At 64.3% G+C, this 16,462-nt stretch carries 21 protein-coding genes and 1 tRNA gene; 6 read left to right on the top strand and 16 right to left on the bottom strand.

Annotation, left to right across the window (positions count from 1 at the left end):
* Nucleotides 1-41: 41 nt before the first annotated feature.
* Nucleotides 42-806: an alpha/beta hydrolase family protein gene (locus ACIUM1_RS12295; protein ID WP_406817411.1), complete on the bottom strand. Its 765-nt coding sequence runs from the start codon at nt 804-806 to the stop codon at nt 42-44.
* Between the two features lie 744 nt (nt 807-1,550).
* Nucleotides 1,551-3,317 carry an ATP-dependent nuclease gene (locus ACIUM1_RS12290; protein ID WP_406817410.1) on the bottom strand — a complete coding sequence of 589 codons (1,767 nt, stop codon included), beginning with the start codon at nt 3,315-3,317 and terminating at the stop codon, nt 1,551-1,553.
* Nucleotides 3,318-3,444: 127 nt separating this feature from the next.
* On the opposite strand from ACIUM1_RS12290, the gene ACIUM1_RS12285 reads away from it, so the two are divergent.
* The 3 genes from ACIUM1_RS12285 to ACIUM1_RS12275 all read left to right on the top strand — a co-directional run bounded on the left by ACIUM1_RS12285 (nt 3,445) and on the right by ACIUM1_RS12275 (nt 5,232).
* The gene (locus ACIUM1_RS12285; protein WP_406817409.1) at nt 3,445-3,618 is read left to right on the top strand and encodes a hypothetical protein; all 174 of its coding nucleotides are present in this window, start codon (nt 3,445-3,447) and stop codon (nt 3,616-3,618) included.
* Between the two features lie 175 nt (nt 3,619-3,793).
* A complete protein-coding gene (locus tag ACIUM1_RS12280) occupies nt 3,794-4,891 on the top strand; it encodes a hypothetical protein (protein WP_406817408.1) in 1,098 nt (365 codons plus the stop codon).
* A gap of 92 nt (nt 4,892-4,983) precedes the next feature.
* Nucleotides 4,984-5,232 (top strand): hypothetical protein, encoded by a 249-nt coding sequence (locus ACIUM1_RS12275; protein ID WP_406817407.1) that lies wholly within the window; start codon nt 4,984-4,986, stop codon nt 5,230-5,232.
* Nucleotides 5,233-5,760: 528 nt separating this feature from the next.
* Here ACIUM1_RS12275 and ACIUM1_RS12270 read toward each other — a convergent pair.
* From ACIUM1_RS12270 to ACIUM1_RS12210, 13 genes are all read right to left on the bottom strand, one after another.
* Nucleotides 5,761-6,210: a hypothetical protein gene (locus ACIUM1_RS12270; RefSeq protein ID WP_406817406.1), complete on the bottom strand. Its 450-nt coding sequence runs from the start codon at nt 6,208-6,210 to the stop codon at nt 5,761-5,763.
* Nucleotides 6,203-6,766: a hypothetical protein gene (locus ACIUM1_RS12265; protein ID WP_406817405.1), complete on the bottom strand. Its 564-nt coding sequence runs from the start codon at nt 6,764-6,766 to the stop codon at nt 6,203-6,205. Before ACIUM1_RS12265 ends, ACIUM1_RS12270 begins: the two co-directional genes overlap by 8 nt.
* Before the next feature lie 900 nt (nt 6,767-7,666).
* Nucleotides 7,667-8,125 (bottom strand): hypothetical protein, encoded by a 459-nt coding sequence (locus tag ACIUM1_RS12260; RefSeq protein ID WP_406817404.1) that lies wholly within the window; start codon nt 8,123-8,125, stop codon nt 7,667-7,669.
* The gene (locus ACIUM1_RS12255) at nt 8,122-8,331 is read right to left on the bottom strand and encodes a hypothetical protein (RefSeq protein WP_406817403.1); all 210 of its coding nucleotides are present in this window, start codon (nt 8,329-8,331) and stop codon (nt 8,122-8,124) included. Before ACIUM1_RS12255 ends, ACIUM1_RS12260 begins: the two co-directional genes overlap by 4 nt.
* A 100-nt stretch (nt 8,332-8,431) precedes the next feature.
* Nucleotides 8,432-8,626, bottom strand: coding sequence for a hypothetical protein (locus tag ACIUM1_RS12250; protein ID WP_406817402.1), 195 nt, complete (start codon nt 8,624-8,626; stop codon nt 8,432-8,434).
* A 30-nt stretch (nt 8,627-8,656) separates the two neighbouring features.
* Nucleotides 8,657-8,974, bottom strand: coding sequence for a hypothetical protein (locus ACIUM1_RS12245; RefSeq protein ID WP_406817401.1), 318 nt, complete (start codon nt 8,972-8,974; stop codon nt 8,657-8,659).
* A 186-nt stretch (nt 8,975-9,160) separates the two neighbouring features.
* Nucleotides 9,161-9,889, bottom strand: a complete 729-nt coding sequence (locus tag ACIUM1_RS12240; RefSeq protein ID WP_406817400.1) for a hypothetical protein — start codon at nt 9,887-9,889, stop codon at nt 9,161-9,163.
* Between the two features lie 25 nt (nt 9,890-9,914).
* On the bottom strand, nt 9,915-10,070 hold the full coding sequence (locus tag ACIUM1_RS12235; protein ID WP_406817399.1) for a hypothetical protein: 156 nt from the start codon (nt 10,068-10,070) through the stop codon (nt 9,915-9,917).
* Nucleotides 10,067-10,423 (bottom strand): hypothetical protein, encoded by a 357-nt coding sequence (locus tag ACIUM1_RS12230; protein WP_406817398.1) that lies wholly within the window; start codon nt 10,421-10,423, stop codon nt 10,067-10,069. Before ACIUM1_RS12230 ends, ACIUM1_RS12235 begins: the two co-directional genes overlap by 4 nt.
* Nucleotides 10,420-10,971, bottom strand: coding sequence for an HNH endonuclease (locus ACIUM1_RS12225; protein WP_406817397.1), 552 nt, complete (start codon nt 10,969-10,971; stop codon nt 10,420-10,422). The genes ACIUM1_RS12230 and ACIUM1_RS12225 overlap by 4 nt, the downstream gene beginning before the upstream one ends.
* Nucleotides 10,972-11,003: 32 nt before the next feature.
* Nucleotides 11,004-12,614 (bottom strand): hypothetical protein, encoded by a 1,611-nt coding sequence (locus ACIUM1_RS12220; RefSeq protein ID WP_406817396.1) that lies wholly within the window; start codon nt 12,612-12,614, stop codon nt 11,004-11,006.
* Nucleotides 12,611-13,225: a DUF2742 domain-containing protein gene (locus ACIUM1_RS12215; protein WP_406817395.1), complete on the bottom strand. Its 615-nt coding sequence runs from the start codon at nt 13,223-13,225 to the stop codon at nt 12,611-12,613. Before ACIUM1_RS12215 ends, ACIUM1_RS12220 begins: the two co-directional genes overlap by 4 nt.
* Before the next feature lie 88 nt (nt 13,226-13,313).
* A complete protein-coding gene (locus tag ACIUM1_RS12210; RefSeq protein ID WP_406817394.1) occupies nt 13,314-13,580 on the bottom strand; it encodes a helix-turn-helix domain-containing protein in 267 nt (88 codons plus the stop codon).
* A 108-nt stretch (nt 13,581-13,688) separates the two neighbouring features.
* On the opposite strand from ACIUM1_RS12210, the gene ACIUM1_RS12205 reads away from it, so the two are divergent.
* On the top strand, nt 13,689-14,333 hold the full coding sequence (locus ACIUM1_RS12205) for an XRE family transcriptional regulator (RefSeq protein WP_406817393.1): 645 nt from the start codon (nt 13,689-13,691) through the stop codon (nt 14,331-14,333).
* Nucleotides 14,330-15,535: a tyrosine-type recombinase/integrase gene (locus ACIUM1_RS12200; RefSeq protein ID WP_406817392.1), complete on the top strand. Its 1,206-nt coding sequence runs from the start codon at nt 14,330-14,332 to the stop codon at nt 15,533-15,535. The genes ACIUM1_RS12205 and ACIUM1_RS12200 overlap by 4 nt, the downstream gene beginning before the upstream one ends.
* A 26-nt stretch (nt 15,536-15,561) precedes the next feature.
* Here ACIUM1_RS12200 and ACIUM1_RS12195 read toward each other — a convergent pair.
* A tRNA-Gly gene (locus ACIUM1_RS12195) sits at nt 15,562-15,635 on the bottom strand.
* A gap of 170 nt (nt 15,636-15,805) precedes the next feature.
* Between ACIUM1_RS12195 and ACIUM1_RS12190 the strand changes: the two genes are divergently transcribed.
* Nucleotides 15,806-16,441, top strand: coding sequence for a hypothetical protein (locus ACIUM1_RS12190; protein WP_406817391.1), 636 nt, complete (start codon nt 15,806-15,808; stop codon nt 16,439-16,441).
* The last annotated feature ends 21 nt before the right edge of the window (nt 16,442-16,462 follow it).

Here is a 16,462-nt window from a genome sequence, read left to right as displayed (position 1 = left end):
ATGATCTCCGACAACCAAGGGGGCGAGCCCGATTTTGCAATCTAGCGGGCATCATCGAGGTAGGCATCGGCCCAGGCACCGATGATTCGGCCCGCCCGATGAGCCTGGCCGCGTGCGGTCAGCAGGTGATCCGATCCCTCGAGGGAGACGAAGCTGCGCGGGTGGCGGGCCAAGCGGAAGATCTCGCTCGCGTTCTCGATGCCGACCGTGTTGTCGGTGGGCGAGTGCAGGATCAGCAGTGGCAGGCGCAAGCCTTTGATCTTGTCGTGCAAGTGTGCGGTGCGGACGTCCTCGACGAATGCCCGCTTCAGGGTCAGCCTGCGCCCGCCGACCATCCACTCCGCACTGCCTTCGGATATAGCGCGGTCGACGACTGCGTCGTAATGCTTTTCGACATGGCTGGGGTCGATCGGTGCCGCCACCGTGACAACCGCCCGCACGCCTGGCGACTCCATCGCCGCAGCGAGCGCGGCCGCGCCGCCCCACGAGTGCCCCACCAGCAGGTCGGGCGGGGTCCCGCGGTTGACCATGAACTTGCATGCCTCCACGATGTCGTCGACCTTGCCGGTGAACGATCCGTCACCCCAGTCTCCCTCGGATCCGCCCAGGCCGAGCGCATCAAAGCGCAGCATGCCGATACCGTCGGAGGCCAGCTGCTTGCAGATCCGGGCCGCGGCCGGCGAGTCCTTGCCGAGCGTGAAGCCGTGTGCAAACACGCCCCACCCCCGGGCCGCGGCCTCCGGCATGTCGATGATCCCTGCCAGATTCGCGCCGGTGGAGCTTTGGAACGTGACACGTTCGCGCATGGTGAAGATCTAACCTTCCCCGGATAGAGCGCGTAAGGTCCGGAGCTCCTCGCGGGCTGGTCAACGTGGAGCCGATGACGGGATCGAACCTGCGTATTCAGCTTGGGAAGCTGAGTCGAGGCGTATGAGTGAGTCTGACGACGATTGTGGAAGTCGCTGACCAGCGGAATCCCATCCATGTAAGTCCGGAGATGTCCGCCGAGGTGGTACCGAGTTGTGTCACCGATGTGTCATCGGGGACCGCCTATGGCGGTTGCTGGGTCGCGCGCGGCCGACCGCCGGTGCGGTTTCCTCGCGGGCCACGCTGGCGGCACGCGACCTCAAACTAATTCGCAGGGCACGCAAAGCTTGAACATAGAAAATTTGGCTACCTTCAGACCGTGACGTCGCGCGATTATGACCCCGCCTACACCTGCTGTCGCGATGCTGCGCTCACCTCGTTTGTCCGCTACCAGCGGAAACTCCAACTTGGCGATTGACAGCAGCGCAAATCTGTCGGACGCTATTGCTTCAATAAGTCCTGAGAAGAAGCTGAGAGCCGAGGGGAAGGGAGTTGGCCGTGTCGATTGCATCGAACCGTACGCACGTGCGTCACCTAGCCGCGCCCTATCCAAATGCGTGCCGGTGGTGTGGACGCGAGAAGCGCGGGCACGGGATTGAGTGGGCTGCATCCGTGCGCTATCACGGTTGGAGCGCACCGACCGCCGCTCAGCGGCGCGCGCGTATGCGTGCACGCCGCGGTCGTTAGTACTGTGCGCGTTCAATCAGCAGATCGAACAGCTCACGCACCTTCTCGGGCACCTCGTCTGGCGAGCTAAGGCCTAAGGCCAGCCTTTGCATGATGTGTGGCTTGCCACTGACTTCCACCGAGCTGTTTTCGCGGATCATGGCCGCAACATCCGAGCTGAACTTGCCAGTGCGGAGCTGCGAAAAGTCAGACGTCTCCCATTCTCGGCCGTCCACTCTTGGCCACTCGCGGTTCGCACACGCGGCCCATTGCTCGTCGGTGAATGTGTCTTCAAATTCGCGGGTTCCCACTGTCAATAGGTGGGTGTTCATGCTCAGTCCGTGGTTGCCCAAGCTTGCCTCGGAGAATAACTTCAATCCCCTGGAGTCTTCGTCGACAACGAGCAGCACGTCTCTGCCATGTGTGTGGAGGTACTGGGCAAACCGGAGCGCGCCATCGTTGTTGTCGCACGGCCAGATTGCGATTCCACACGCCTGCAGATGCCGGCCGGTTGCTAACTTGAACAGCACGGGAAATGCTCGGCTCTCGGTTGCACCTTCGACCCCGACAAACAGACGTTCATGGAGCAGAACGGTGTTCCTCAGGCCGAGAGACGCGGCAATCGCACCTAGGTGCGCACCGACTTCGGTGTCATCGGCGATCTTCTCTGCGACGGTTCGACTTTCTTCGTGCCGCAAGTGCACGACCTTCGAGATATCGACTCCATCAATAAGATTCATCGAGTGTGTAGCGACAACGACCCGAACATTCGGAAGCGCTGCCTGGTCGTCCAGCAGCTTCATGAAGCCGCGCTGGTTCCGGTAATCCAGATGTGTGTCCGGCTCGTCATAAAGCAATATGGTGTCTTCGCCAGATCCGCTCATCAGGTCGGCGTTGAATTCCCATACTGCCAACGCGATTCGACGAGAGCGACCGGTTCCCGACTGCCCAAGGTGGACCTGTTCTCCGCGAGCATTCCGGGCACTAACCTCGACGGACTTCAGCCCACTGTCCAGCCGAATGTTGGGGTGAATTTGGATCTCGCCGATGTCGCTGCACTTTTCTTTAATGTGGATACGCAGCGCCTCAGCATCGGCGACCACGCAATCCTGAAGTGCCTCAGTTACTTCCGTCAGACTTCCCTTGATGTTCTCGTCTTCGGTGTGAGCCGCATATGACGTCCGCAACGTCGCAAAGATGGCATCTTCGGGATTCTGCGTCGATGTTGCGTCAAACCGTTGAACACGCGGAAGCGCCCGCTTCACCTCAGCAGGCGCCGGCACCCACTCATCGACTTTCTCGGCCGTTGCGGCCCGTTCCTCAAGCCGCGTAACAAGATCCGCCTTCAGGCCATCTTGTGACAGGCCCAGGCTGCCTAGCCTGAACTTCAACGTCTTCACATCTTGCGCGCCAATATCTTTCAAAGTCGCGTCGACGGGCACAGCAGTGAGAACCTCCAGCGCCGTTCCACTCTCACGGTAGACGCGTCGCATCCTTACCTCGGATGGGAGCGACAACTCCGTCTGCTCTTCGGCACGAAGGTTGAATACTCCCTCCACGGAAGTCTCGCTTACCCGCGTTGGGTTGTCATCCGGGCCAGGGTCGCCATATGTGCGATCACGATCTGTCAGCTTGAGCGCGTCGAGTAGGAATGCAACCGCGTCGATGACAGCGCTCTTGCCGGCGTCGTTATGACCAGCCAAAATCGTTGGTGATCCCACAGGTATTTCAAGGTTGGCCTCGATCGATCGAAATCCGCGAATAATGACCGAGTTGAGTAGCACTAAATTTCCAATCTCATTTCGTCATAGGGTTGGGGCCGGCCCCTGCATGATAGGCGGAGCCTGGTGAGGAGGTTGAGGCGTCACAATCATCGGGCCGGGCAGAGGTCGCCGTGGCAGACTCTCCGCTATGGCGATTCGAGTCACATTTGCGAGTGGAAAAGAAACCTTTTACGACGACGGCACGTCGTGGGAGGTCGAGCACGGCGTTCTTAAGCTCGGCTCGCGCTCGCGGCCCGGCACCTGGGACAACCTTGTATCGCCCTCTGCGTGGCACTTCATCGACGCCGACGCGGAGGAGTGACCCCAAACGTGAGCAGTTATGACGCATCGCGTCCGCGCTGCTTTCGTACGATGACGCATTGAGGATAGTCCGCACCCATGGCAAGCTGGCGCCGTATCGATTCCGCGACTGTCTTCCTTAACTTGTGCGTTCGTCAGGTCCGTGCGCAATGCTGGCGGCCGTAGGCTGAGCTACCGTGGCGACACCCGAAGCGATCCAGCGGTGGCGAAGCGTGCTGCTGGACATCGAGAAATTGGACGGCCTTCAGCGCGGCCAAGAAATCCGTGCGCAGTTGAGCGCACCCGCGGCCACCGCCAATTGGCGCATCGTCAACGCAACCCCTGTCTACGGCACTGTTCGGGGATTTCTCACGAGCCTGGTCAACGATTTGTGGTCCGTTGATCCACCGGTGGATGCTGCACTGACGGCAGTACTGCTGCCGGTCAGGGATGCAGCCATGCGATTCACTCCATTCGAACCCCTTCTGCCGCAATGGGATCAGTATTCCACGACGGTCCGAGCTGCGCGCCAGGCGCTGGAAACACAGCAATTCGGGGCGCCGACCGTGGACGAGATAATCAACGAGATGATGTTGTCTCTCAAGACATCTCTGCTGCTTTCCAGCACCGCCGTCGTCGGGTCTTGGAAGGTGATTGCCGAAGAAATAACCAGGCGATACCTGAGTTTCGCGGCTCCCTTCGCTATGCCGCTGCGCTACTACGATTTCGAGTCGAAAGAGATGGTCGACCAGCCCTCCGCCACCACGCTCAGCCTGGCTGCGATCAAAGCCATCATCGACCCGGAACGTAACGACGAGATGCAATTATCGCAACCGCCTGGCATGAAACAGTTTGCGGCACAAGTCATTGTGGACTTTTACACGGACTGGGAAGAGCACTATCGGGTGGAACTCGCACGGGCGCATCAGTGCGAGAAGTACGACTTTCAGATCAACTATTTTGGCGACCTCGGCAAGCTACGGCACGACTATGTTCACAACCGCGGCATATGCAGCAACTCGGCGCACTGTAACACGTTAAAGTGGTTCAGTAAAGGGGATTTGATGATTCCGAGCCCAGCGAACTACGTCGAACTGCTCACAAAGTTTCCCGCTGATGAATTGCGGCGCAAACCTTCTCGTGTTGACAGTGGAACCGAACAGGTGAAGGGACGTGCCGAAATTCCGATCTTGCGCGAATTCGAGAAGGTCGCCCGCGACGTGCATGGGGGTGTCGGCCCAGCCCTGAACGAGGCACTTGCAGCGTGGACTAAGAAGAACAGCCAACAGGGGTAACCCCCCGATATGGCATAACCGCAGGTCAGGGAATAATCCGGCCTCAGCCAACGTTATGCCATGGGTAGGAACCGCTACGGAATAGGACGAGGATGCTCTACTACGCCAACGGTGGGCCGGGTCCAGCGAGCAAGCTGCTGAGGGTTGATGCACCGGAGGGCGGCGACTTCGCCGCTTGGCGGTGCGCCCCGGCGCAGCGCTGGCGGGTCAAAGGTGGCTGGAAGCCAGACGACGAAGCCCAGCACAAAATCCTGATGACCGGCGATTTCTTCATGATTGATGAGTCGCAGGTCGCGCAGGTTCAGGAAGAGATGCGCGCGGATTACGCAAGGTTCCATTGACGTTGAGCGCCAGCAGAATTTAGCCCTCAGTTCGCCGGGGGCTTTCTCGTAAACCCTGCGCCGGCGGTGTTAGTTAGCCCACCTTCGTTTTGGATACCGTTATTTTGACGGGCTAACCAGAGAACCGCCAGACCATCGGCCGGTGTCTCTACCCCGGGCGGCCCTGGTCGGCCGTCAGCGGCCCCCTCAGGCGCAGCGCGGGGCCGTCAGGCTCAGGTAAACAGGGCCTCACGTTCGTCGGCCGTGAGGTCCAAGGCTTCCGGCGCGGCAGCACCCACAGCCCGCGCCTGCGCGATCTTGCGCGACGGCTCGCGTTTTGGGTGGCGCGCTCGCCGGGCGAAGGCGTTCCCCACGAATCACATTGACCTCAGGCTCGCCAGGACGGGCGAAGCAAGGAGCGTACCCGGCGCGGGCGTCGACAACGTGCGGGCCGCTATCACCGTCAGACATCGCGATGCTGTTGGCCTTGCCCGGAAGAATGTTACTGAGTGCCATTGCGCCCCAGCCTCTCTCGCTAATCAACCTTCATCAGACCCCGTACTCTCGGGCCAGGTCGAACTTGGCCTGAAAGTAGGCGTGGTCGCAGTTCGGGAAATACCGCGCCCGCTCGTAGGTGGAGCGGGCGGCGTTAAACGCCTCCGAAGCATCCACCACGTCATCGGGATACACAGTCAGATACCGCGGCGCCGGGTCGCGGCCAAGCCCGTCCAGCGGCGGCGGCAACCCTGCCGGCAGCTCATACCACCTGCATTCGATCGGAGCGCCTGCACGCGCAGCGGCCAGCTGGTCGGCCTCGTCGGCGGCAGCGACCTCCCACGCGGCCAACGCGTCGGCGTCAGCCGACACCTCCAACCAACCGCCGCGACGCTCCTGGGCCTCACGCAGGCAGACGATGGCCAGCACACGCTGGTAAAGCCCGGGCACGCGAGGACGCCGGTCGACGGTTTCGACGGCCGCGCGCGACTTCCTGTTAGCCAATGTCGGCATCCTTCTGCATGTGCCGCACCCGCCACCGCGCGTTGGCGGCCTTGACCTTGGCCGGGTTCTTCGTGCCTTCCTCAAGGCTGATCGCCGACAGCAGCCGGGCCAGCACGGCACGCTGCCCCCGAACCTCCGCCAGCAACGGATGAGCGCGCGGCGGACCGCCCTTCGTCGCCGGCGCGAATACCAGCCCGTCGTCATCGATGCGTTGCTGCGCGGCGGCGATGATGTCGGCGGTCGCGCGGATCTCCGCGAGCAGGCCTTCCTCGCGCGCGTCGGGCTCCAAGCCTTTGCCGTCCAGCTCGGCGCGAATCTTGGCGACCAGCTCATCGCCCGCGCCAGTCACCGCCGCGGCCTGCAGCTTCGTCACCGACCGCAGCGGGCGGCCACGGTCGCGACCCGTGGGTAAAAGCCCACCCTTGCGGAGTTCGGCGACGTCGCGCTGAACCTGGCTCTGGCTGCACCCAAACTCGGCGGCCAACCGGTGCTGCGGCACCGAGGGGTCCTCGGCCAGCCGGCGCCCGATCGCCTCCCGGCGCAGGTCAGGGCTCATCCCACTCATAGAGCCCAATGGTCGCACAGGCCGGCGCCCCCAATGACGCGACGACGACCGCAGCGACGTATCGGGCGGTCCAGTCGGCAACCAGTCTTGCCCGGTGAGCGGCTCGTTCGCTGCCCCGCAGAACGGTTTTTGCTGCTGCATTACAGCCAGCCGGAATCGGTGTTTCGGCCATGGCGCGGCGACCCCCTGGGGGAGGGGTGGTCCCCCCTGGGTATGCCTCTGACCTGCGGATATGGTGAGGGTCGGATGGGTGTCGGGAGTGGTGGTCAGCGGCGTGATGAGGTGGTCTTGTTTGCTGTAGGCCGGACGGTCTTTGCTGTACGTGGATGGTGAGCAGGTGTCGGTGAATGGTGCTGTGGCGCAGTGCTGCTCAACTGTGGAATTTTCCACAGTTGGCTTCGCTTGCGGGACGGCCTAATTCAGACCGGCGGGGTAGTGGATATCCGTAACGCGTTGCCAGGTTTGCGGTATCGGCGGATGGTGCGCTCAGGTGCGGAATTATTCCGCACCTGGTGAGCAGGTGGCAGCAGTGCCGCGATGGTCGCAGGCGATAGCTTGGCCGTTGAACAGGCCGCACTACCTCGGATATCTCGCCGCCCAAACCACACGTGCCCGTCATCACTGACGGTAATACCGCGTGTGGTCAATCCGCTTCGCGGTGATCGGGGCACACGTGCTCGCTGGCGAAGCGCATCAACTGCTCGTCATCGCCGTACTCGACAACACCACACTGGTCGCAGAAGGCACCGTTCTCTGCGGTAGCGCCGTCAATGGATGGTCCGGCCGGGGAGGGTGCGGCAAGAGGCCGCGAAGACGATGGTCGTCGGCCGGTCGTCATGCTACGCATGGTCGGTGCTGATCGGATGGTGCTCACTGGATGGTGTCCGTCCCTCAGCCGGGTATCGGCCCGGCCTGATACTGCTGTTCGTAGAAGTCGGCAGGCCAGCTTTCATAGAGGTTCGGCTCCGTCCGCAGCACGCAGTTGCCCAGATGGGCGAGATGCAGTATCAGCTCTTCGAGCTGCCCGTCGTCGTGGGTCGTGTAAAAGCCGACGTGCTCCCAGAATTGGGTCCAGTCGCCGTTGAAGGCACCGTCATGGACCAGGCGGTGGGCGTCCTCGTGTTCGCCGGGCACCAGGTTGGACATGCGCACCTTCAGCCAGCGGTCGTCGTGCTGGTTGTGGGCGGCCAGCTCGCAGACGAACAGCGCCATATGGGCGAGCAGGGCGGCGATGGCCTCGCGGCCGTTGCACGCGTCGGCGGTGTAGTCGGCAATGATGGCGTCGCGGCCCGCGGTGTTGGCGGACTCGACGCAGCGCACCAACTGCACGGCGTCACGCGCGGGCCTCATGCTTCGAGGCCCGGCGAAGCGACGCTCGTGGATGGTCCGGCCGCGATCAGCACGGTCGGTGTCACCCGGTAGAACCTGCGCCGGCGCCGGCAGTAGCCCAGCCCGCGTAGGTGGTACTTGAGGCTGGCCGCGAGCTCAACGGCCGCGAAGATGTGGACCGCCAGCGACACGGCCAGCGCGATACCCAGCACCTGCTCGACGTTCACCGCTTGTCCTCGGCCAGCTTCGCCAGGATGCGAACCACGGGGCCGTCTAACGGCCGCAGCTTCGACTGGCGAGGGTCCTGCCGCTTGTTCTTGCGCCCCATCAGCCCTGGCCTCGGGTGAACTGGCTGCCGCTGGCCTGTTGATTTGCGACATTGCCCTTCTGTGTCGCAAGCCCCGACACTGCGTCAGACGCGCCCGTCGAGGTCGAATCCTGATCTACCCCAGGGATTTTCGTCTCGCCACTGGCAGCAGCGAACGCGGCTGCGTCCTTCGCGCCAGTTTGATTGTCTGCCATAATGTCTCCCTTCGTCGTGGTCTTCTCGGATCACCAGGGCTTGCCTGGCGAACGCCGTGCTGGCGGCGCTGGTGCCCCCCGATCGGCGAAGTGGTTGCCGCGGTAGGCCTCCATGACGGTCATGTCGGCCGGCACGGGCTGCTGCGGGACTGGGCCGTACGGGACAGCCGCAGACACCGCGGCAGTCGACGGCGGAGCCGGCGGCGGTGAGGTACGAGCTTTCCAATCGACTGCGGCCTGCGCGAGATGCCAGATGTCAAGGGGCGAGTCGGCAGTCTGCAGCAGCCAGGCCGGGACGGCGGTCTCCCGCGACACAGCCTCGATGAACTCCGGGTTTACGTCAGACATGCCGAACCTTTTGCGGTGGTTTGGAACCGCGGCGCGGGGCCGGGCGCAACGGCCGCGACCCGAAGCAGCACGAGGCGCACCGTTGCGGCGCAACGGGCCCCCGCGCCGCGGGCCGCCCAGGGCGCGTGTAGTCCACCGGCCACGAGGAAGCCGGCGGTCGGAAAGCCGCCCTGGACGGTGATCATGTCAGCCGACTGGGCTGCTCGTGCCGCCCTCGTAGGGGCGCGCCGTGATGCCCGGAGCGTACGGGTCCACCAGCTCCGGCGCGGGTGTCCCAGCCGCGAACGCCTTCACCAGTGCGTTGTGGTTCGCGGCCAGCACAGCCAAACGCTTGCCCTTCAGCGCGGCGTCAGCACGGAGGTCATCGACGCCCGGAATACGTTGCGCCAGAGCATCATTCAACCACACCGTGGGTGCGCCCAGGCTCTCAAGAAGAGACGGTAGCTCTTCGGTCAGCACCGCCAACTGCGCCGGGTCCGCGTTCGCAATCGCGGCCCGCGCGGCGGCAACCACCTTCGTGGTGTTGCCCTTCAGCGAGGCCAGGATGCGCTCGACGCGGCAAAGGTAGCGGTCGGCCGCGAGCTGCGAGCCGACGTCGTCGCCGACCTTCTGCCCACCCACCGCGGCAAAGACTTTCGCCTGCGCCTCGGCGGCGTGTGCCTTCGCGGCGTCGAGGGCCTGAGGCAAAGCCACCGCCGCGTCGGAGACCGTGAAGAAATTCGCGCTGTCCCGGCGGTCCTCCGGGTGGACGTTCGGGCTGAATGACCGCCGCCACGTGTGGTATTGGTCGGCGGCGGCTCGCTGGATTCTGGCGGCATGCTCGATAGGGTCGCCGCCACCAACGGACCGGGCGTCGAACGGCGGCAGCGGCGGCGGGGACGCCCTCTTCGCCGGAGCGGTACCTGGAAACGTCATAAGTTTTCCTCCTTGAGTGATTGAATCAGGTTGTGCTGTAACGGCATTCGTACGCCATGCCACGATCATGCGGGCTCGATTCGGCGGCCATCGGGGGCCGGACCCGCACCACGAGCGCGGCCCAGTCGTCCTCGTCCAAGGAAGCGAGGTATTGCTCGACTGCCAATTGCAGGTCACTCACGACCGTCTTCCCTCCGCGTATTCGATAACCACGGCTTCGCGGAACAGCCACCGGCCGCCGGCAATCTGCCCGTCCAAGTCGGCCGCTCGGCGCTGCACCTGACGCTTCGACCAACCCAAGAGCGCCGCGGCGTCGGGCGAGCCGATCCACTTGTCCACCACTTCCGATTGTTCGCCTTCGGCGACGTGTTGGGGTCGCGTGCGCGCCGCGCGGACCGCGGCGTCGAGGCGGTCGTAAAGCGCGCGAAGCCACGCAGGCACGGGCTGCCCGCACCGCCGTCGGCCCCGCACAACCTCGCTGACGCAGTAATACGCGCCGTGGACATCGCCATCGCTCAGCCCCGATCGACTCATGCGTCCAGCTCCCGGGTCGGCTCGCTGAAATCGCGGGCCGCGCCGGCGCGTTCGTCCACGCAGGTCGAGCAGGCCCGGACTCCGTCGCTGCGGATGAACACATTGGCACCCGCCAGCCGGTGGCCACTTGGGCACCATCTGCGTCTAACACCGTGCCGGATGGCGTCTGCAGCGTTGTCGCGGCGAGATCCATAAGCCAGGTTGCAGATCCAAAGATTGTTCGGGTCGTCGTCCTGGTGGCACACCACCTGGCCGGGCCACGGGCCGCCGAGGTACGTCTCTCCCATAAGTCGATGGACGGCGACGGTCCGGCCGCCCAAGCGCACGGAGGGGTATCGCCCCGACGCGGCCAGGATTCGGCCGGTGCGCCGGTTGCGGACCCTCCCGAAGGTGGAGACGTCGTAAGAGTCCTCGAAGCCCCACGCCGGCAGCCACACCTCCGCGCCGAAATGCTGGACCTCCACGCCGCTGTAGAACAGGATCGACCAGCCGGCGGCATGGCAGCGGTCGCAACAGCAAACGCCGTCAGGGACGGGCTGGCGGCACATGCCGCACCGCCTGCCAAGTTGATCCTGACCCATCATATCGCCGGCTCTTCCTCGGTGATGTCCGGCTCAGCCGCCGCTGCCGGGTTTGCGGCGGCATTTGCTCGGACCTTGTCGAGGATGTCCTTGACGTTGTCGGTGTAGCCGTCCGTCTTCTCCGTGGGCGCGCCATGGGGAGGGTCCGGTTGCACATGATCCTCGACGGGAGTCGGGGGTTGCGGTTCGTTTGCTGGCGGGCCGGAATTGGTGTGCGCCGGGTCCATCCCGTTGATTGGTGGGGTGGACCCCTCGGAACGGTGAAGATTCGACGTTTCCCCAGCTCGGCTGTCAGTGTCCGGTGGTGTTGGGGGGGACACGGTCCCCCCTTGTCCCTCCCAAGAATCCGCAGCTCGGGCGTGGGGGACAACGGGGGACGGGGGGGACGCGGTATACCCTTCTCCGCGTTGCGTTGGCACCTTGAAGGCAGCGCCCTCGTCGATCAATTCGGTGATTGCTGGGTCGAAGTAATCGCGGCGCAGATCCCCGCGCAGCGTGTGGCGCAGATCATTCTTGGTGATCACCTCGCCCGGGGACAACTTGGCGAGGTGCCCGGCGAGCGAACGCTTAGCGCGGTTGAGTTTGCTGCCCGACACGTATTCATCGTGCGCGACAGCATCGGCGGCCTTCGCGATCCGCTCCCGGCGGCGCTGCTCATCAGCGGCCCGCTGGATACCAGCCCGCGTGACCCGCGACACCTGCATGATGCGGCCAGCAATCTCCCAGTCCTCGTCGTTCACCTCGTCACGGCCGGCGAGAACCATTAGGCCGCACGCCACCTTGAGGCGGGTCAGCAGGGCGTGGCCGTCGAGCGGGTCGACGTCCGGTGCGCCCCGGTGAAGGCCAACTTGATGGCTGTCCATGGCCTCCTGGACCGCGTCACACACCTTGAGGTCGACCTTGGCATCGCCTGCAGGAGGGTCGGGAAGCCAGGGAACGGTAATGCCGCGAGGCTTCACCGGGTCCGGCCGCTCTACGGGCATCTCAGGGTCCAGCGTGGGCATCCACAGGAAGCGTTGCGGCGTTCCGCCATCCGCGCCGGCCAGTAACACCTTGGCCCGCAGCGGCTGCACCCCCACGATCAGGCCGGCGCGGTAGGTCAGCGCCTCGACGCGGGTCTTGGTGTCCTTGTTCGCGTTGCTGAAGCCGAGGCCCTCGCCCATAAACATCTTCCGCAGCTCGGCCTCTAGGGTCTGGCCGCGACGGGCGAATAATCCTGCGAGGGTGTCGATCTCGCTCGCAATGAATAGGGCTGTGCACTTGCCCTTGTCCATCTCCATCAGCGTGCGTGCGATGCCCTCGCCGCTGCCGGGCGAGAATTCGGGCGGCGGATCGGCCGGGTTAAGGTTCCGGTCCCAATATTGGATGGCGTCACGGCCGGCGTGCTCGCTTGCGCCCTTGCCTTCGCCGGGGCGGCCGACCATGGCGACGTTCAAGTTGATGGCGACCCTGCCTCCGATGGTCGGCGGCAGCACGACGTGCGGGGGGATTTGGCATGTTGCCCGTACCAGCGCGACGCCCAGCGTGGAGAGCGGGCCAGTCCTTCGGGATCGGGCGAAGTCGCGTATGTGGGCGAGTTCTTCCCGCGCCCAGATGTCGTCGGCGGTCATGCGACCACCCGCTTGGCCCATGCGCTCGCGGTCGCTGCGGGAACAGCCGCCGTGTTCTCCGCGTTCTCCGCGGTCGAGCCGGAGGACGTGTCCTCACCCCCGCGCGGGGTGTTCTCCGCGTTCGCCGCCTCGATCCGCGCGTCCTCGCCCAGCGTGGTGTTCTCCGTGTTCAAGCCGACCGGCATCACCCGCTTTGCCCACGGGTGTGCGGCGATGAACTCGGCGCGGTCGCGGTTGGCCTTGGCGATGGCCGGCCAGTCGGCCGCCGCTGCAATGGCTCTTGACGCGTCGGCTTCGGCGGTCTGGGACGCGCTGATGCCGTAGGCGGCGGCTTCGGCGGCGTTGAGCACCGCGGCCAGCTTGGCGGGATCGTTTTCGCTCAGGCGCAGCCAGGCGGGTGTGCCCAGCGGTGGGCCTGAGAGGTCCAACGCGCCCAGGCGGCGGCGCTGACGATTGATGTAGTCATGCACGGCCAGCCATGCGATCTGTCGGTTAGCGGCGATAGGATAGTTGTCGTTGTCGTGGATGGATGACTGATGTTGTGCGGGGGCCGGGCCTTGTTCCGGCCCTTCGCCATCTCTAGGGCCGGGTGACCTGTCCTTGAATTCCATTGTCGTTCAATGCCTTTCATCTATCTGTGCCCGCCTCTCTTCGGGTTGTGGGATGTGTGGTGCGTCCTGCCGCTGTCACGGAATGCTGTTACGCGGGCCTCGCCGGGCGCTGGCCCGCCGTGCTTCCCGTCTCCGTGACGTTGTTGATGAAGTCGACGATCGATTGCTCGGGGATGAGCCGGCGGCGCCCGACTTTCACCGATCGCAGCGTCCCGTTCCGCATGAGCGCGAAGACGGTGGAGCGTCCGACGCCTAGGCGTTTCTGCACGTCGGGGATGTCGTGCAGCGCGGCGGGTCTGGCGGCGTCAGCCACCAATCTGGCGACCTCTTCCCGGAGTTGTTCATCGGTGGCCATGCTGTTGGATCTCCTAAATGTGTTTCCGTAATGCGTACAAGGGCGTACACTGGCTTACTGTCATGGTGAGCGTACTCCTGCATTTGTTGCCATGCTGGAAGGTGTTTCATGCCGAGAGTTGAGCAATCTGCAAAAGAGTGGCAAAAGAGCCTGTCCCACAGAGTCGGCGTCGCCGTGCGCGAACGCCGGCACACGTTGAAAGTCAGCGCGGCCGACCTGGCCAGACGCACGACGGAACTGGGCTATCCGATCAGCCGCGTGGCCATCGGGAAGATCGAGAATGGGCACCGCGAAGGCAAGATGGACCTCGCCGAGTTACTGGTGCTGGCGGCTGCGTTAGCAATCCCACCAGTCATGCTGATCTATCCCGCGTTGCCGCATGGCTCCGTCGAGGTGTTGCCGGGCTTGGAAGTCGATTCGGTGGACGCCCTTGAGTGGTTCGTCGGAGACAGCCCCAAGTTGGCGTTCCGCATGACTGAGCGGTTCGGTACGACGCAGCAACAGGTTGTGGATGTCGGGGAGTCGCTGGTGCTGGCCCGTGAATTGAAGGGCATCGAGGCCGAGTTGGCGCGGGTTCGTGGACTACAGCAGCAGCTTGATAGCGATGAAAAGGCCAAGGCGGCTGATGGGTTGGACGGCGGGCGGTTCGCCCAAACGCTGAAATCCGCTATCGATGCCAACGAGCGGTCACGCCGGCACACTATCCGCCTCATGCAGTCGTTGGGTCTGCCAGTGAGAGAAGAGGATTTATGAGACAGCAGCTGCCGCCACAGATCACGAAGATCACGACAACTGACCGTAAAACGGGGAAACCTGTTGTGCGGTACCAACTTCGGGTTGATGGGGGTGTGAACCCGGCGACCGGCAAGCGCCAGCAGGTGCGGCGACGGTACAAGACTGAGGCCGAAGCGCGGCGCGCGCTGGCCGCCATCTCCGACGAGGCGGTCAACGGCCGGTTCGTGGCCCGCGCTGCGGTCACCGTCGAGCAGGTGTGCGCGCAGTGGTTGGCGGGCCGCCACAATCTGCGTGCCTCGTCGAAGTCGAAGGTGGCATATGATTTGGCGCCGCTGCGTGAGCGGCACGGTGACATGGCGGTCCAGCGGCTCAACAGGCGTCACATCGATGATCTGGTGGCCGATCTGCTGGCCGGTGGCACCAAGACCGCGAAGGGCCGGACACGGCGGCCGTGGGGCGCCGACGCGGTCAACAAGGTCATCGCCACCATCGCCCAGGTGCTCGACGACGCCCAACGTCAAGGGCTGGTGGCGCGGAATGTGGCCGAGCACGTCGACCGCGTCAACCGCCCACACAAGGTGGTCGAGACCTACACAGAGGCCGAAGTGCAGAAGCTGCTGGGCGTGATCTCCGATGACCGGCTCGCGCACGCATGGGAGTTGGCGTTGTCGGGGATGCGCCGGGGCGAAATCGCCGGCCTGCGATGGGCTGATGTCGACTTGGACGCCAAGACGCTGGCCATCGTGAACAACCGAGTCAGCGCGGGCGGTGTGACCGTGGAGAACGATCCCAAGTCCGCGACGTCGCGCCGGACGTTGCCGCTGCCCGAGCGGCTAGTGACGGTGCTCAAGGCCGCGAAGACCCGCCAGGCTCGCGAGCGGCTGGCGCTGGGCGCCTCCTATCGATCCGGTGCCTACGTGGTGTCAAACGAGGCCGGAGACCCATATTCGCCGGCCGTGTTGTCGCGGTATTGGCGTGAGACGGTCGAGGCGGCCGGCCTGCGGCATATCAAGCTGCATGCCGCACGGCATACGTGCGCGACGTTGATGCACCTTCAAGGCGTGCCGGTCGCGGTGATCGCGGCGTGGATCGGGCATAAGGACGCGTCGTTGACGATGAAGCTGTACGCCCATTCCCAGGCCGAGGCGTTGAAGGCGGCCGGGGCGAGTTTGGACAGGGTTGTGTCATCGTGTGTCACCGAGCATCGCGGCAGGATGTGAAGTGAGGCATACGCGCTGGTCAGGGGTGGAGCCGATGACGGGAATCGAACCCGCGTATTCAGCTTGGGAAGCTGATGTTCTGCCATTGAACTACATCGGCACTTCTCGCCAAGGAAGGCTAGCACTCGGCGCCGGACGGAGGGCCAGGAACTCGTCGACGTGGGGGCGCAGCGCGCCGCTGTGCTCCGTCGCGCCGAAACGCAGTCATTCCTCAAACAAATTCATATAGCCATATTTATTATTTCGTTATCGCACCGTAATCTGCTCTGGATGGGTCGACACCAATTAGCCAGGAAGCGACGCAAGCCGTCGGTGGCCCTGGCTGCAGTGCTGGTCCCCGCCGCAGCGTTCTTCGCGGTGTCCGCGGATGTCGCCCCATTCGCGCCCCACATCGAAGCCAAGCCCGTTATCAGCGACCCCGCTCCCTGCTGCGCGCAAATCGTGACGGCGGCGTCGAATCGGCTCATCAAAGGATTCGCCGACGGTGAGCCCGCCGCGGCGTCGCGGTATCACACTCGGGCCCGTTTCCTGACCGCCGACGTCGCACCGGAACGGGGCCTGCAGGTCCGGACAATCCTCACCGCGCGCAGCATCACCGCGGATTTCCCGCAGATCCACGAAATCGGGGGAGTGCGACCGGATCCGCTGCCGTGGCACCCCCTCGGCCTGGCGCTCGACGTGATGATTCCCAACCCGGAGTCGGCCGAGGGCATCGCGCTGGGGAATGCGATCGTCGCCTACGTGCTGCACAACGCCAACCGGTTCGGCATCCAGGACGCGATCTGGCGGGGCGTCTACTACACGCCCGACGGGGCCCAGCCGAGCCGGCTGGGCCACTACGACCACGTGCACGTCACGACCACCGGCGGCGGATATCCCACCGGCAGCGAGGTCTACCTCCGCTGAACGTGACGGGCAGCCGGTTAG

Source organism: Mycobacterium sp. M23085 (genome assembly GCF_045343915.1).
In the GTDB taxonomy this organism is placed as follows: Bacteria; Actinomycetota; Actinomycetes; order Mycobacteriales; family Mycobacteriaceae; genus Mycobacterium.
The sequence above is the reverse complement of the archived record's forward strand: the minus strand, read 5'-3'. Positions and strand labels throughout refer to the sequence as shown.